Origin of the sequence: Patiriisocius marinus, assembly GCF_008974325.1 — a bacterium.
Lineage (GTDB): Bacteria > Bacteroidota > Bacteroidia > Flavobacteriales > Flavobacteriaceae > Patiriisocius > Patiriisocius marinus.
Genome location: NZ_BKCG01000007.1, coordinates 48,679 through 63,940, shown reverse-complemented (window position 1 = coordinate 63,940; position 15,262 = coordinate 48,679). Strand labels below are relative to the sequence as shown.

Annotated in this window: 19 protein-coding genes; 10 read left to right on the top strand and 9 right to left on the bottom strand. The window is 33.5% G+C overall.

Going from position 1 to position 15,262, the window contains the following annotated elements; translation table 11 throughout:
• The first annotated feature begins 326 nt into the window (after positions 1-326).
• The 6 genes from GBH57_RS12320 to GBH57_RS12295 all read left to right on the top strand — a co-directional run bounded on the left by GBH57_RS12320 (position 327) and on the right by GBH57_RS12295 (position 4,127).
• The gene (locus GBH57_RS12320) at positions 327-1,205 is read left to right on the top strand and encodes a cell division protein FtsX (RefSeq protein ID WP_151674801.1); all 879 of its coding nucleotides are present in this window, start codon (positions 327-329) and stop codon (positions 1,203-1,205) included.
• Positions 1,189-1,548 carry a hypothetical protein gene (locus tag GBH57_RS12315; RefSeq protein WP_151674800.1) on the top strand — a complete coding sequence of 120 codons (360 nt, stop codon included), beginning with the start codon at positions 1,189-1,191 and terminating at the stop codon, positions 1,546-1,548. Before GBH57_RS12320 ends, GBH57_RS12315 begins: the two co-directional genes overlap by 17 nt.
• A 34-nt stretch (positions 1,549-1,582) precedes the next feature.
• Positions 1,583-1,840 (top strand): DUF3098 domain-containing protein, encoded by a 258-nt coding sequence (locus GBH57_RS12310; protein ID WP_151674799.1) that lies wholly within the window; start codon positions 1,583-1,585, stop codon positions 1,838-1,840.
• Between the two features lie 3 nt (positions 1,841-1,843).
• Positions 1,844-2,638: an undecaprenyl-diphosphate phosphatase gene (locus tag GBH57_RS12305; protein ID WP_151674798.1), complete on the top strand. Its 795-nt coding sequence runs from the start codon at positions 1,844-1,846 to the stop codon at positions 2,636-2,638.
• A gap of 3 nt (positions 2,639-2,641) precedes the next feature.
• Positions 2,642-3,358, top strand: coding sequence for a tRNA pseudouridine(55) synthase TruB (gene truB, locus GBH57_RS12300; RefSeq protein ID WP_151674797.1), 717 nt, complete (start codon positions 2,642-2,644; stop codon positions 3,356-3,358).
• 115 nt (positions 3,359-3,473) lie between these two features.
• Positions 3,474-4,127, top strand: coding sequence for an energy transducer TonB (locus GBH57_RS12295; RefSeq protein ID WP_151674796.1), 654 nt, complete (start codon positions 3,474-3,476; stop codon positions 4,125-4,127).
• Here the strand turns inward: GBH57_RS12295 and GBH57_RS12290 are convergent, their stop codons facing one another.
• A complete protein-coding gene (locus GBH57_RS12290) occupies positions 4,128-4,748 on the bottom strand; it encodes a thioredoxin family protein (RefSeq protein ID WP_151674795.1) in 621 nt (206 codons plus the stop codon).
• Between the two features lie 104 nt (positions 4,749-4,852).
• Here GBH57_RS12290 and GBH57_RS12285 point away from each other — a divergent pair, with 104 nt between their 5' ends.
• Positions 4,853-5,416 carry a DNA-3-methyladenine glycosylase I gene (locus tag GBH57_RS12285; RefSeq protein ID WP_151674794.1) on the top strand — a complete coding sequence of 188 codons (564 nt, stop codon included), beginning with the start codon at positions 4,853-4,855 and terminating at the stop codon, positions 5,414-5,416.
• Here GBH57_RS12285 and GBH57_RS12280 read toward each other — a convergent pair.
• The 5 genes from GBH57_RS12280 to GBH57_RS12260 form a co-directional block, all read right to left on the bottom strand.
• Complete coding sequence (locus GBH57_RS12280; RefSeq protein ID WP_151674793.1) at positions 5,413-5,760, bottom strand: hypothetical protein; 348 nt, start codon at positions 5,758-5,760, stop codon at positions 5,413-5,415. The genes GBH57_RS12285 and GBH57_RS12280 overlap by 4 nt on opposite strands.
• Positions 5,761-5,910: 150 nt before the next feature.
• A complete protein-coding gene (locus GBH57_RS12275) occupies positions 5,911-7,647 on the bottom strand; it encodes an agmatine deiminase family protein (RefSeq protein ID WP_151674792.1) in 1,737 nt (578 codons plus the stop codon).
• Between the two features lie 88 nt (positions 7,648-7,735).
• Positions 7,736-8,380 (bottom strand): leucyl/phenylalanyl-tRNA--protein transferase, encoded by a 645-nt coding sequence (gene aat / locus GBH57_RS12270; RefSeq protein ID WP_151674791.1) that lies wholly within the window; start codon positions 8,378-8,380, stop codon positions 7,736-7,738.
• A 122-nt stretch (positions 8,381-8,502) separates the two neighbouring features.
• Positions 8,503-8,889 (bottom strand): DUF3127 domain-containing protein, encoded by a 387-nt coding sequence (locus tag GBH57_RS12265; protein ID WP_151674790.1) that lies wholly within the window; start codon positions 8,887-8,889, stop codon positions 8,503-8,505.
• A gap of 109 nt (positions 8,890-8,998) precedes the next feature.
• Positions 8,999-9,826 (bottom strand): flavin reductase family protein, encoded by an 828-nt coding sequence (locus tag GBH57_RS12260; protein WP_151674789.1) that lies wholly within the window; start codon positions 9,824-9,826, stop codon positions 8,999-9,001.
• Between the two features lie 100 nt (positions 9,827-9,926).
• Here GBH57_RS12260 and GBH57_RS12255 point away from each other — a divergent pair, with 100 nt between their 5' ends.
• Together GBH57_RS12255 and GBH57_RS12250 are read left to right on the top strand one after the other, a co-directional pair.
• Positions 9,927-11,084, top strand: a complete 1,158-nt coding sequence (locus tag GBH57_RS12255; protein WP_151674788.1) for a sensor histidine kinase — start codon at positions 9,927-9,929, stop codon at positions 11,082-11,084.
• Positions 11,084-11,434 (top strand): hypothetical protein, encoded by a 351-nt coding sequence (locus GBH57_RS12250; protein ID WP_151674787.1) that lies wholly within the window; start codon positions 11,084-11,086, stop codon positions 11,432-11,434. Before GBH57_RS12255 ends, GBH57_RS12250 begins: the two co-directional genes overlap by 1 nt.
• Here GBH57_RS12250 and GBH57_RS12245 read toward each other — a convergent pair.
• Together GBH57_RS12245 and greA are read right to left on the bottom strand one after the other, a co-directional pair.
• Positions 11,429-11,818 carry an HIT family protein gene (locus GBH57_RS12245; protein WP_151674786.1) on the bottom strand — a complete coding sequence of 130 codons (390 nt, stop codon included), beginning with the start codon at positions 11,816-11,818 and terminating at the stop codon, positions 11,429-11,431. The two genes, GBH57_RS12250 and GBH57_RS12245, sit on opposite strands and share 6 nt — an antisense overlap.
• A 3-nt stretch (positions 11,819-11,821) precedes the next feature.
• On the bottom strand, positions 11,822-12,298 hold the full coding sequence (gene greA / locus GBH57_RS12240; RefSeq protein WP_151674785.1) for a transcription elongation factor GreA: 477 nt from the start codon (positions 12,296-12,298) through the stop codon (positions 11,822-11,824).
• A 228-nt stretch (positions 12,299-12,526) separates the two neighbouring features.
• Between greA and GBH57_RS12235 the strand changes: the two genes are divergently transcribed.
• Complete coding sequence (locus GBH57_RS12235; RefSeq protein ID WP_151674784.1) at positions 12,527-12,964, top strand: Rieske (2Fe-2S) protein; 438 nt, start codon at positions 12,527-12,529, stop codon at positions 12,962-12,964.
• Positions 12,965-13,039: 75 nt separating this feature from the next.
• Here the strand turns inward: GBH57_RS12235 and GBH57_RS12230 are convergent, their stop codons facing one another.
• Entirely contained in the window at positions 13,040-15,259 is a 2,220-nt protein-coding gene (locus GBH57_RS12230) for a TonB-dependent receptor (RefSeq protein WP_151674783.1), read from the bottom strand.
• Positions 15,260-15,262: the final 3 nt, after the last annotated feature.

Sequence of the window (15,262 nt, the reverse complement as noted above, 5' to 3'; positions counted from 1 at the left end):
TTTCCTAGATTTTAAGCGGCAAATTTAAGGTTATAATTAGGAAATGAGAAGTACTGACGGAAATTTTAAAGGGGGAAAATTTGTCTATTATTTTGATGTTTGGTCATAATAATTTTTCAGCTATATATATTTTCAATGAAGTTAACATTTAACAAGCTTCAAATACTTGAAATTTCCGAAGTAAAAACACTGATATTAATACAACAACATACCCTATAAATTTTCGTTAATTTTTAATGTTCACAGCCATTTGAAATTCACTAATATGTTGTGCTCGTTTTTCGTATTTTTACACACACTTAATTTAATAGTCCACGAACCACACTATGGGAGCATCTTTTGAAAAATTTCAGAAACGACGATTGATTTCTTCATACTTCTCTGTCGTATTAAGTATCTCACTTGTGTTGTTTTTATTGGGATTACTTGGAATGTTAGTCCTAAATAGTAAAAAATTAGGTGATTATTTTAAAGAACAAATTCCTGTTGTGGTATTTTTAAAAGACACGGCAAAAGAGGTAGAAATTACACAATTAAAGCAAAGTTTAGCACTTGCTGACTACACTAAGGATGCTGTTTTTGTTTCTAAAGAAGAAGCTGCAGAAGAACACGCTGCAACAATAGGCGAAGATTTTATGGAGTATTTGGGTGACAATCCATTACAAAACAGTATTGATGTACGTATGCGAGCAGATTACGTTACTCCGGAAAAAGTAGAAGAAATTGTAAGCGAATTAAAAAGTAAAGATTTTGTAGATGATGTGGTTTATGACAAACCTTTAATTCAAAAGTTAACAGATAATGTGCGTAAAATCACCTTTTGGGTTTTAGTAATTGCAGGACTATTTTTATTAATTGCTGTATTGTTAATTAACAGCTCTATTAGATTGTCAGTCTACGCAAAACGATTTACAATTAAAACAATGCAGATGGTAGGGGCTACAAAGCAATTTATTAGACGTCCTTTTATCTGGAAGAGTATTAAACTTGGCTTTTTTGGAGCTATAGTAGCAATGCTTGGAATGGCTGCTGTACTTTTTTACATCAATAAAAGTTTTCCAGAATTAAAATTAATAGAAGACAAAGTAATGGTAGGAGCGGTATTTGGCTTTGTATTTTTAATGGGATTATTCATCACGTGGATTAGTACTTTTATCGCAACACAACGTTTTTTAAATTTAAGAACGGATGATCTTTATTACTAGATTTTTACTAGTATTAACAGTACTTCTATTGCAAGGTTGCATTAGTAACAATGTAACACCGGAAGATTGCATTATTAAAGAAATCACAGTAACAAAAATTAGAAAAGGTACCGAATTTGACATTGTAATTTATGATGGGAACACAGATCTCTATTATATCGATAGAGGGTTAGAGCGAGGTGTAGATATTTCGGTTTTGAAAGAAAAGTTATTGAACAAAAAAGCTACCTTGCACCTCAATAATTTTTGGTTTGGCACTAGTGAACACATCTCGCAATTAGGGATTGAAAACGAAATAATTTTTACAGAATTTACAGCACAAAATGGCTATAGTGAATTTTAAAAAACACAAAATCACTCTTAAATAAAATAAGATTATGGGAGAGAAAAAACGAAAAGAAGACGAAAAAGTACACTTTATATTTGAGCGTAAAAACTATATGTTTATGCTTATAGGTGCTGCAGTAATTGCTTTAGGATTTATCCTAATGGCTGGTGGTGGAAGTGACGACCCAAATGTTTTTAATCCAGAAATTTATAGTTGGAGACGTATTAGACTTGCTCCCGCATTAATATTAATTGGGTTCGGAATTGAAGTTTACGCCATTTTACTTGACACTAGAAAAAACGATTAATTAATGGATGTAATTGACGCAATCATTCTTGGAGTAATTCAAGGATTTACTGAGTTTTTACCTGTTTCATCTAGTGGTCATCTAGAGCTGGGAAAAGCAATTTTAGGTGACACTTCAGTTGCAGAAGAGAGTTTACTTTTTACTGTAGTTTTACACTTCGCAACAGCATTGAGTACTATAGTAGTCTTCAGAAAAGATATTATTGAAATTGTAACAGCACTATTTAAATTTACTTGGAATGAGGAAACTCAATTTGTAGTGAAAATTATTGCTTCCATGATTCCTGCAGTAGTAGTCGGCTTATTTTTTGAAGAACAATTAGAAGCATTTTTTGGCGGAAACGTTGCTTTCGTTGGAGCTATGTTACTTGTAACAGCAGTATTATTATGGTTTGCAGATAGAGCTAAAAATACTGGAAAACCTGTAACTTTTAAAGATGCGGTCATCATAGGTGTATCTCAAGCAGTGGCTATGTTGCCAGGAATCTCACGAAGTGGTGCTACTATTTCTACTTCGGTATTGTTAGGAAATGATAAAAGTAAAGCTGCTCGATTTTCATTTTTAATGGTAGTTCCCCTAATTTTTGGAAAAATAGCAAAAGACCTTTTAGGAGGTGAATTAACTACCGAAACTACAAACTTCACAACTCTTGGACTTGGATTTATCGCTGCATTTATTTGCGGTCTAGTTGCTTGTACCTGGATGATTACACTCGTTAAAAAAAGTAAACTACGCTACTTTGCAATTTACTGTGCAATTGTAGGTGTTATTGCTATAGGAGTAGGACTTTATGCTTAATTAATGAATATCAAGAATACTACTAAAGAAGAGTTCCAAACAGGACAAGTACTCCTTATTGACAAACCACTAGAATGGACTTCATTCCAAGTAGTCAATAAATTACGTTGGCTTATTAGAAAGGAACGAGATATTAAAAAAATTAAAGTAGGTCACGCAGGAACCTTAGATCCACTTGCTAGCGGTCTTTTAATAATCTGTACAGGAAAGTTTACAAAGCAGATTGAAACCTATCAAGCGCAACATAAAGAGTATACAGGCACAATTACATTAGGTGAAACAACACCAAGTTATGACCTTGAAACCGAAGTTGATAACACTTTCGATTTTAGTAATATTACTGAAACACAGATACACGAAGCAACTTCTCAGTTTATTGGTGATATTATGCAGCAACCACCTGTGTTTTCTGCATTAAAAAAAGAAGGCAAAAGGCTTTATGAATATGCTAGAGCAGGTGAAGAGGTTGAAATACCTAAACGCCAAATAAGCATTTCGGAGTTTGAAATTACAGGAATTGAAATGCCTAATATTCATTTTAGAGTTGCTTGTAGTAAAGGCACATACATTAGATCGTTAGCACACGATTTTGGAAAAGCACTTAATAATGGTGGTCATCTTTCTGCCCTACGTAGAACTAAAATTGGCGATTTCTCTGTGGATAATGCAATTTCTGTTGATCAATTTATAGCCGAAATAACAAACACCGAAGAGAAATAAATTAGTTTAACTTTAACGCTAGCAACTTCACTTTTGCATAAAAATTGCGTTTAATAGTTACATGAACTTCAATTATTCATATCGCGCATTTTTAATTACAAGCCTTTTGTTTGGTATGTTATACCTAAGCTTATGGAGTATTAATATTTCCGCAGAAATTCCTGAAGAACCAACAACTGCTCCAATTGAATTTCTAGAAATTGATCCAGAATTAGAAGAAGAATCTAAATTAACTGCTTTAAACAACTCGGTTATTGAAACAAACAGAGCCTATAATGAAGCAGAGAAATTTATTAGAGAAAGTGAACAAGAACGTTTAGAAAACCCTCTAAATCAAGAAAAACATACTAGTATTGAAACTAACCGAACCACACTTAGTAGTGAAACTAAAAGTGCTATTGAAGCAGCAAAAAATCGCCTTTCTAAAAATCAAGAAAATATTAGTTCACTAAGCAAAAAGAAGAAATACAATAAAACGAATGGTTACAGTAGAAAAACAACCATCACATTTAGTTTAAAATCTAGAACGGCTATTTTATTAAAAAACCCTGTTTACACCTGCGAAAGCGTAGGAAAAGTTGTTATCAATATTGAAGTAGATTCCAACGGAGCTGTAATTAAAACAGATTATAATAAAAATGCCTCTTCAACAACTAACGGCTGCCTAGTTGAAAGCGCCATAAATTATGCTGAAGAAGCACGGTTTTCAAAAAGCACTACCAATATTCAATTAGGGAGTATTACCTATAATTTTCCTGGTCAGGAATAATTATAAAAGTATTTTCTCAAGATCATCAATAATTGACTGCCCTTTATCTCTAGTGTACCACACCTGTAAATCTTGCTTAAATTCTGGTGTTAAACCACCGTGAGCTTCTTTATAATCTGCTACCATTTTTGTAGCAACAGTAGGCCTTGGACCCCATTCCCCTAAAACAACTTTAGACGCATTGTCTATTGCTATTAATTTAGGGATTGACATTCCACCATTTGTCAAAAAATGTTGCATTAGTTCAACATTTTCATCCCGTAGTGCCACTTTCATTTCAACATGAGGTGCAATGTTAGCTAACTTGTTTATTACTGGCATTGATTGCGCAGCATCACCACACCAACTTTCAGTTAGTACTAACCACGTTACGCTCTTTGAATAGTTTGTAAAAAGAGTTTGTGTTTCTTCTGAAATTTTAATTGTTTTATCTAAACGACGCATTCTCGCATTATTTAGTCCTGTATAATTTGCAAGTGCTTCAGTTTGAATTGGCCCAGTACTTAAATCTTTTTGAGCTAAATCGTGCACTAGATCCCTATATTCTTGATAGGTAGTGGAAGCGTTTAATGTCTTTTCAATCAACGCTGTTGACTCTGTAGTAATAGTTTCTGCTTTCATATGCGATATGACGTAAATTTATTGCTAAACTTACTACCTTTATTTTTTAAGGTTTAATATTTCATAAAACTTAACCTTATTTTAATACATATTGACTTAAACTCATGGAAAAAAGAAGATGCGAATGGTGTGGAAATGACCCATTATACATGGCATATCACGACGAAGAATGGGGAACTCCAGTTTATGAAGACCGCACATTGTTTGAATTTCTACTATTAGAAACTTTTCAAGCAGGATTGAGTTGGATTACAATATTACGAAAGCGCGAAAACTTTAGAGCTGCATTTGATGATTTCGATTATCAAAAAATAGCACATTATGATCAAGTAAAAATTGACGCATTACTTCAAGATGCTGGAATTATTAGAAATAAATTGAAAGTAAATTCGGCTGTAATAAATGCGAAACTCTTTATGAATATTCAAGATGAATATGGGAGTTTCAGTAAATACATTTGGAGTTTTGTAGATGGAAAACCAATTACCAATACTTTTAAATCGATGAGTGAAGTTCCAGCCAATACTGCTTTAAGTGACGCTATAAGTAAAGATTTAAAAAAACGCGGATTCAAATTTGTTGGAACCACCGTAATGTATGCTTTTATGCAAGCTACAGGAATGGTAAATGATCACGCCACATATTGCCATAGACATAGCAAAGTTTAAATTTTACTAGTTTTAGCTAAGTGTGGATTTGAAGCTATATCTCTTTTCAACACTTTAAGCGATTGCTTATATCGAAAAGCATGTATCTTTTTTATAGGAGTCTCGGTTTCAAATAGCTTTTCATACCATTTTGCAGCAGCTTTATAATTATCTCTAAAATAATTTCCATTAGCTAATTTCTTATAAATTTCTGGAGTACCGTATCCGTCTGCAACATAGGCTTCATAAACTACCAATAAATCAACATCTTTATTTACATCGATTGTAGACGTTTGTTGTTGCGCTACTATTACCGAACTAAATAAAATAGCACAAATAATTAATAAGAATTTTGGGGATTTCATAAGCAAACAGAATTGAAATAAAGATACCCCTACAAGATGTAACTATATAGTTTAAAGTGCAAATTTAATCGACGAAATACACCTCTAATGCTGAATTTATATTAAAAGAGCCGTGTAAAACACGGCTCTTTTAACTATACACTTTGACTATTATAGCTTTACAATTTTTTTGGTTGTAGTTCCAAATGCTCCTTCGAATGTAGCAAAAAGAGTTCCTTTCCAGCTATCTTGTAATTGTAATGTTACTGTACCATTTCCTTGTGGAATTGTTGTAGCATAAAGTTCTTGTCCTAGAATATTTCGGATTTTAACAGAAACAGTTCCTACAATATTATTTAGCTTAAACTGAACATCTCCAATAGTAGGATTAGGATAAGGTCCTGCAATTGCTATTGAAAAGTCATTGTCGTTTGTACCTAACTCACCCACTTGTATCTCCCAATACCCTTCTGGAGCTACTATAGGCCTCGCTAATGACTTTCCAGAATTAGCTTCTCCCCATATGTAGTATTCAACATTATTTGTTGCTACAGGGATGTCTGCTGTCCATATATCATCTGCTACTGTAGACATATTAACCTCAGCGTATGTAGTTGCACCAACTTCTCTGTAATATACTTTCGCTTGGTTTATTCCTGATCTATGCTTAACACTAGCTTCTATTGTAACTGTGGTATTTTCTTCAGACTCGTCAATAGGTTGGTGTACAATCCAAAGAGGATCAGAAACACCAATACTGTGAGTTATACAGTGTATAGCTCCAAGTTGAGAAATTAAATTTTCTCCATTGTTATCTACATCGATACCTACTATATTGTATCCAGGCATCATCTCTTGCCATTGAGCAATTGCAGGATCATCTACTTCAGCTCTATACGTTGGTATAATAATAGTTTTATTTACAAACACAGCGTTAGTAAACGTACGGTAATATCCTCCTTCATCAGGATAAAGTCCACTTGTACTTGGTGGTGCATCCATCCATTCTACCTTATAAGGTGTCCCAAAAGGGGATAGAAAGTTACTTAAAACGTAATCAATATTTTCTTCAATTTGTGGTCCATCTGCGACACCATCTGGATATCTACTAACTAATAGAGTTTCCTCATCAAGCAATTTCATGTGCATATCGATATGGTTAATTACATCAAAAGGAAGAGCAGTCATTTTAATATAATTAGTGATCCCCATATAGTCTTCCATAATTTGGTCAATTTGAGCTTCCGTTTTTGCCGTTACCCCATAAGGATTTCCAGGTTCATTTTCTTCTAGAATGAGTTCAGAAGCAAAGGCATTCCCTAAGCCATCACTCATATAATTTCCTCCAGTATTTACTAAATCATTGGGTGCGGTGTCAGTTATATACAATGGAACACCCGTTAATGAAGAATGTGCTGTTGGTACATTATTATCATTTGGTCTTGGGCGATTGTAAATCCAATCAACAAGCGCTCTATCCCCTACTTCATTTTCATACACAGTATTCCCAGCATAATCACGCATCCAGATACTATCCCAATCGCTATCCATAAAAATAACATTCGTTAAGCTAATACCTTGTGAATTTAAATAGTTAGTTACTTGTGTTTCATTTTGAGTAGTAATTATCACCTTGCACTCTTCTACTCCAGCAGCAACAATTTGCCCTAAAATACCTTGAAAATTATTTTGCCAAGTAATAACTAAATACTCTATTTCCTCCCATTCTGCAGCTGCTCTAACAGGTACAGATGGTGGAGGCGTCATTCTTGTAGATGAAAACTGAAATTGTGAAAGAAGTTGACTTTCGTCATCTGTTAAATAATTTGGTAAAGGCTCTTGAGCGTTTGAAATGCCAAAAAACAGTACCATTGTAAAAACAACAAAGCGATGGATATTAAATTTCATGAAGTATATTTTTTTAGTAAATCTCTTAAAATAGAAGAGTATAAACGCAATATATGAAGTAATTGTGAGAAATATTTGTTCTTAAAAGTTAATTAACTTCAAGGTTTTTTAGAAACTCAAGACGAGAAATCTCCTCTGCGCCTAAGCTTTCTAAATGCGAAGTATACACTTGACAGTCTACAACTTTGATATTTTCTTTCAAACAAAAATCTACTAAATGCGAAAGCGCAATTTTAGAAACATCGGTCTTTTTATGAAACATACTTTCTCCACAAAACACTTTTTGCTTTTTTAAATACACTCCATAAAGTCCCCCTACTAAAGTTTTATCTTCCCATATTTCAATAGACATTGCATCATCAGAATTATGCAACGCTAAGTATGCACTTTCCATTTCCGAAGTAATCCAAGTCCCTCCTTGTCCATCTCTTTTAATAATAGCACATTGACGAATAACTTGCTCAAAAGCTTCATTTATAGAAATTCTATAATTGTGAGTTCGTAGCGTTTTTCTAAATGTTTTAGACTTATAAAAATTTTCAGGAAACAATACCATTCTTGGATCTGGAGACCACCATATTACTGGTTCTCCTTCATTAAACCAAGGAAAAATTCCAGAACTATATGCTAGTATAAGTCGTTGAGGCGAGAGATCTCCTCCTATTGCGATAATGCCATCCTCGTTTGCAGTGGACACCTCTGGAAACCATAAATCGTTATTGAGAATTACCATTATTTAATAGAAATCATACAATTAATGATTCCGTTATATTGTGTGAATATTATTACGTAAAAATAAAAAAATCCACCCTTAAGAGGTGGATTTTAGCGTACTTAAATCTGTAATGGATTTAATTAAAACGGTAAATCATCGTTATCGTCTTGATTTAAATCTGTCGCTGGTTCAAAAGCATCTACTGGAGGCATAGGTGGCATTCCACCTTGTGCTCCAGCTGCAGCTGGCGCAAGACTTTCAATTCTCCATCCTTGGATAGAATTAAAATAACGAGTTGTATTTGTTTTAGGATCCAACCATTCACGACCTCTTAAGTTGATGCTTACTTTTACATCCTGTCCTGGCGCAAATGAATTTAATAAATCTGTTTTATCTTGAACAAACTCTATCATAATGTGCTGTGGGTACTGCTCTTCAGTTGTAACCACTAACTCTCTTTTTCTAAAACCGTTGCTTCCAAAAGTTTGAGTTTCTCCTACTAATTTTACTTTTCCTTGTACTTCCATAATTTTCATTTTCCATCATACACTGTTTTTTGAGCGTTAATGGCCATCGTTTAAATAATTAATATTAGCTATAGTGTTTGGTTTCCCTTCGGAAATTTTAATCATATTTTTAATTGCAAAGTGCATTCCAAGCTTGGTCAACCTGACCTTTTTGCAGAAAATCTTTTGCAGTTTCTTGTTGTGTCACTGTGCATTGTAAGTTACCTGAAATACCTTTTGGTAATGCATCTACATTTGCAAGCATTGCTAAATCATTTCCAGTTAACACAGCGCTTTCTCTAATCGATACTGGTAAGCTATCAAAACCAATTCCTAAGCTCTGTAATGGTTTAGGAACTTCAAACATTCCCTCTTTAGATCGTCCATACCAATTACCTCCCATTCTTGAAACGGCATCTAGTTTTACAGGATCAATTTTTCCATTTTTATCAAGTATTTCCTTTTTCACGTGTACTTTCAACACTTCGCAAATTACAAGGTTACCTGCTCCTCCTTCGGTTCCTAGTTCAATGATATCATTAACTTTACATTCTAATTGTACTGGAGCTTCACCCACTCTTGGTGGTTTTACAGTTTCAGAAGCTACTTCAGTAAAGCCAGATTTTACAAACTCATTTACTCCTTTAGCATATTCAGTAGATGAAAGTGACATTTGTTGCACCATTGCATAATCTACAATGTTAACAACTACTTCTTTTGTAGCAGCAACATTTTCTAGTGTGTGCTTTATTGTATTGTCTCGCACTCGTCTTGCAGGCGAAAAAATAAGTATTGGTGGATTTGCACTAAATACATTGAAAAAGCTGAATGGTGACAAATTAACATTTCCGTCGTGATCAATTGTACTAGCAAATGCAATAGGCCTTGGCGCAACTGCACTTAATAAATAACCGTGTAAAACACCTGTACTAACTTCTTTAGGATCTATTGTAATCATCGTAAACAAATATACTTGAAGCCACAAGTTTCTAAAAGCTACTGAGCACAATAATATTAACATATTTGCATTATATTTAACGAACAATACATTTTATTCTATGCAATTTTTCGGTTCCTTAAATAGGTGGATTTTTATTATCGTTTCGGCATTAATTATAAGCCTTATTTTGTGGAGCACATTTGGCTTTTTCAAACAACTTAAAGAAAACGAACGAGAGAAAATGTTAATTTGGGCAGAGGCTCAAAAGGAAATAGCATCATTTGACGTTGACTTAGAAACACCACTTAGTGCGACATCACTTACAGCAATTTCTAGCAACAAAACGACTCCTATGATTTTGTACAGTCATAAGGATAATAAGTATGACAGCAATAACTTAGATCCTGCCGTTGTTAATAATCCTATAAAAAGAGCAAAACTCATTTCACAATTTAATTCTGAGTACAAACCCCTAGATATAAAATTTAATGGTAAGTTAATTCAAACGGTTTACTACGGAAATTCTCCTTTAATTAACAAACTTAAATACTATCCGGCCATATTAATTATTATGTTAATGTTGTTTATTGCAGCTATTTATTATTTTAATAAAACCGCAAAATCTGCAGAACAAAATAAACTATGGGCTGGAATGGCTAAGGAAACTGCTCACCAAATAGGAACTCCACTTTCATCTTTAGTAGGTTGGACCGAAATTTTAAAAACTGAAAATGTAGACCAAAGTTATGTAGTCGAGATGGAGAAAGATATCACCCGTCTAGAGATGATTACTGAACGTTTTTCAAAAGTAGGGTCTGTTCCAACTTTAGAAAGAAAAAACCTTGTTACCGAAACTATCGAAGCTTATGATTACCTAAAAAACAGAAGTTCGAAGCTCATTAATTTCGATTTAAAAATTCCATCTGAACCTATATTTGTTGATTTAAACACGCAGCTTTTTAGTTGGACTGTAGAAAATCTAGTTAAAAATGGTATTGATGCCATGAGAGGTAAAGGTGATATAAGTGTAGTGGTTGAAGCAACTGATAGACATGCTTTAATTTACGTTACCGATACAGGAAAAGGGATTCCAAAGAAATATCATAAACGTATTTTTACTCCTGGTTTTACTACTAAAAAAAGAGGTTGGGGGTTGGGGCTTTCGCTTGCAAAAAGAATAATTGAAGAATATCACAACGGAAAAATTAAAGTTTTAAAAAGTAGCCCAGGAAAAGGTACTACCTTTGTAATCTCACTAAAACTAGCCTCGGCTTAATGACAACTAACCACACTCTTCATACCGCTACTTTAAAAAATAATTGCCCAGAATGCTTTGCTAATAATGGGTTAGAATTTACTTTTTCGCAAAAGGAAACTGCACATAAATTATATGTAAAAGCAGAAAAAACGATTGATGAAAAACTATACTGCAACTCTTGTAATACAATTATTTACCCTGTGAACTGGGATGATGATATAGAACGTGTGTATAATTACAATAAAAAACAAGTACAGCCTAAAAGTAGTAGTGCACGTTTAACAAAACTTGGTTTAGGTTTAATTGCGCTAACTATAGTGCTAGTTAGCGCATTGATATATTTCGCTTTAAAAGCTACTCAATTATAAATTAGAATGTATTGCTGTTGCCAGTGTTAACATTTCATCACTAGTTAGTGATACTTTGTGCTGGAAAGTCATTTCCTTCATGTCATTTAAAGGAACCAAATGAACGTGAACATGAGGCACTTCTAGACCAATAACACTCATCCCAACTCGTTTGCAAGGAACTGTTTTCTCTAAGGCAATCGCCACTTTTCTTGAAAATACCATCAAATCTTGATAAAGCGTTTCATCTAAATCAAAAATTTTATTCACTTCCTTTTTAGGAACACAAAGGGTATGTCCTTTTGCATTTGGGTTTACATCTAAAAAAGCAATAAACTGGTCATCCTCTGCTACTTTATAGCAAGGAATTTCACCATTAATTATTTTCGTAAAAATTGATGACATATATTAATCTCTAAAAATTTCTAATACTTCAAACTTCATTATCCCATTAGGAACAACGATATCCGCCACATCGCCTACTTTACAGCCTAATAAACCTTTACCTATTGGAGAATCTACTGAAATTTTACCTGTTTTTAAATCGGCTTCTGTTTGAGCGACAAGCTTATAAGTCATTTCCATTCCATTAGTTTGGTTTTTTATTTTAACCGAACTATGGATTAACACTTTAGACGAATCTAATTGTGATTCGTCAAGAACGCGGGCATTCGCTACAACTTCTTCAAGTTTAGAAATTCTCATCTCTAACATTCCTTGTGCTTCTTTTGCAGCATCGTATTCTGCATTTTCACTTAGATCACCTTTATCTCTAGCCTCTGCTATTGCATTAGACGCGTTAGGACGCTCCACATCCTTTAGATGATTTAATTCTTCTTTTAATTTTTTTAATCCTTCTGGAGAATAATAAGATACTTTACTCATAATATGTTCGTTTATTAGGTTGTGAGCCGCAGGTCGCTTCATATTCTAGACCGCATTTCAAAAGTCCGTATTAAATGTACAGGACTTTAAATTACACTAAAATTCCTGCTTATGCAGGAATAAAAAAAATCCCATTCAAGACGGGATTATTTATAACAAATATACTAAAAAATAAGTTGTTGCATAAATTTGATTAATTTCGCATCGCATTTAAATTTGCCTTACACAATGAAAAAGATAATTCTACTAATAGTACTTTCTATCACACTATTTTCCTGTGGAAATGATGATGACGGAACTCGTTTTGACAACCCTTATTTACTCGATCCGTTAGTAAATATTACATTAAACTTAAATTTACCAGAATACAATAACCTCAACTTCCCTGGAGGATCAATTGTCATTACTCAACAAGGGTTAAAAGGTGTGGTTGTTTACAATTTAAATAATGATTTATTTACAGCTTTTGAAATTACTGATCCAAATCATACTCCTAACAATTGTTCTAGAATGACGGTACTTGGTATTGAAGCTTCTTGTCCTTGTCCAGATGACGACAATGTATACAACATATTAACTGGTCAACACAAAACGGATCCAGAGCTATACCCAATGCAAATGTACCGCATTGAAAAAAGTGGAAATACTCTTAGAATTACAAACTAGTATTAGATTAGTTAAATTAAAAAATCCGGATGAATTTAAAACTCATCCGGATTTTTTAGGCCTTAATTTTTCTTATTAAAACTTAATAGTTGCTCCTACTATGAAATTAATCTTTGCTTGTGGGTAATACCCTGCTCCTTCAATTGTAGTAACAGTTCCTGGTTCACTGTAATCATCATCAAATGTGTAGAAAAAGCCATTAGAAACATATTCCTGATTAAAAATGTTATTTACTAATCCAGAAAGCATAATTTCTTTTGCAAGAGGCACGTTTGTAAGACGGTACGTTACATTTAAATCATTAATAAAATAAGCGTCTAACTTTGAACCTTCACTATCAATATTTCCTAAATATTGCTCTCCAACATATTTAGAAAGTAATGAAATGTTCAATTTATTTACTGGGCTATAAATAATTGCATTACCCGCAACTACAGATGGTGAATATGAAATATCAGTATTACCTAAGTTAGTCAACACACCATCTCTTTGAAAAAAGAAGTCTTTGTTTTTGTTGATACTTAAAGCCACATTAGGCTGCACCATTAATTTATCTGTTATATTCACAGAGGCATCTACCTCAATTCCTGCTCTGAAGCTATCTCCACTAGTTGCTCTAATAGGGTCACCCACATCATCAATTGCTCCCGTAAGTACTAGTTGGTTTTTATAATTCATATAAAATAAATTAGTGTTCACTCTTACTCCTTTAGAGTTGTGTCTCCATCCTAATTCAAAATCATCTAATCGCTCTGGAGTAAATAACCCTTCTTCAAAATCACTTCTTCTAGGTTCACGATTTGCTCTTCCGTATGAAAGGTACAATTGATTTCCTTTATCTAGTTTATAAGAAATTCCAGCTTTTGGATTGAAAAACTCATAATTCACTTTTGTATCTAACTCCACCCTATCTGAAGTTGTTCCTGAGTTGTTATGGTTTATAAAACGACCTTGTAAGTCTCCAAATACACTTAATTGTTCATTGAATCTATAAGTAGCTTTTGCAAATACTGAAAGTTCATTTTTCAAACCGTTTCCGTCGTAGTAACGCTCTTCATAATCATAACCTATAGGTTGTTCACTCCATAAAATTTCACCAAAATGATCTCCATCATAATGACTAAAAAATGCTCCAGCTGAAACATCTAATGAATTATTATTATAATTTACATTAGCATTTACGGCATAAAAGCTATTCTCTAACCAACGACGGCGAATGTAATCTGTTGAGTTTACTTCTTCACCATTTACTGTTATAGGTTCAACACCTAAAAAGTCGAAACTTGAAGCGCCGCTAAATAATATATTTGAAAAATAGTAATCATCTACATATTGCTCAAAATAACCTCTACCATACGTATAGTTAAGCGAAACATTAGTACTCCAGTTATTGTCAATACGTTCATTCCAAAGTAACTGATAGTGATCTTGGGCGTAGTTATCTACTTCATTATCGTAGAAACGCTGAAAATTTCCGTCGTTATCAAAAATCTGACCTACAGTATTAAACGTTCTATCATTTTCTAAAGTAGCAGCGTCAATACCATAGTACGCTTGATATGTTTCTTCACGACCTCCAAAAGCTAACAATTTGATTAAACGATTTTCATCTTTATACGCTCCCTGTAGAAAGTATGACTTCAGGTCTGAACTAGCTCTATCAATATACCCATCACTTTGGATAGTAGATAGTCTTCCCGAAAACTCAAAATGATCATTTAATGTTCCCGTTGTAAATTTTACATTGTGTTTTCTTGTATTGAAAGAACCAAATGAATTTGCAATTTCAGCTCCTGGTTCAGACTGAACTGCATCTGTCAATAAATTCAAACTTGCACCAAATGCACCACTACCATTTGTAGAAGTACCCACTCCACGTTGTAATTGTAAGCTTTCTACTGAAGAAGTAAAATCTGGAAGATTGACAAAAAATGTTCCTAAACTTTCAGCGTCATTAAATGGAATTCCGTTAAGGGTTACATTAATACTTGAACCACTAACTCCACGCACTCTTAGATAAGTATAGCCAACACCCGCACCTGCATCACTAGTTGTAACAACTGAAGGTAAATAATTGAGCATATAAGGAATGTCCTGCCCTAAGTTACGTTCTTCTAAATCTTCCGCATCTAAATTTGAATGGGTAATTGGAGAATCTGCTTTTACCCTAATACTTTGGATTAAAACTTCTTCTAGGTTTTCAACTTTTGTTGAATCTTGAACCTGAGAAGGCACTTGTGCAATAGCTGATGAAATACTCAATGCAGCAAATAATGTAGTAACGATTGTTTTCATTCG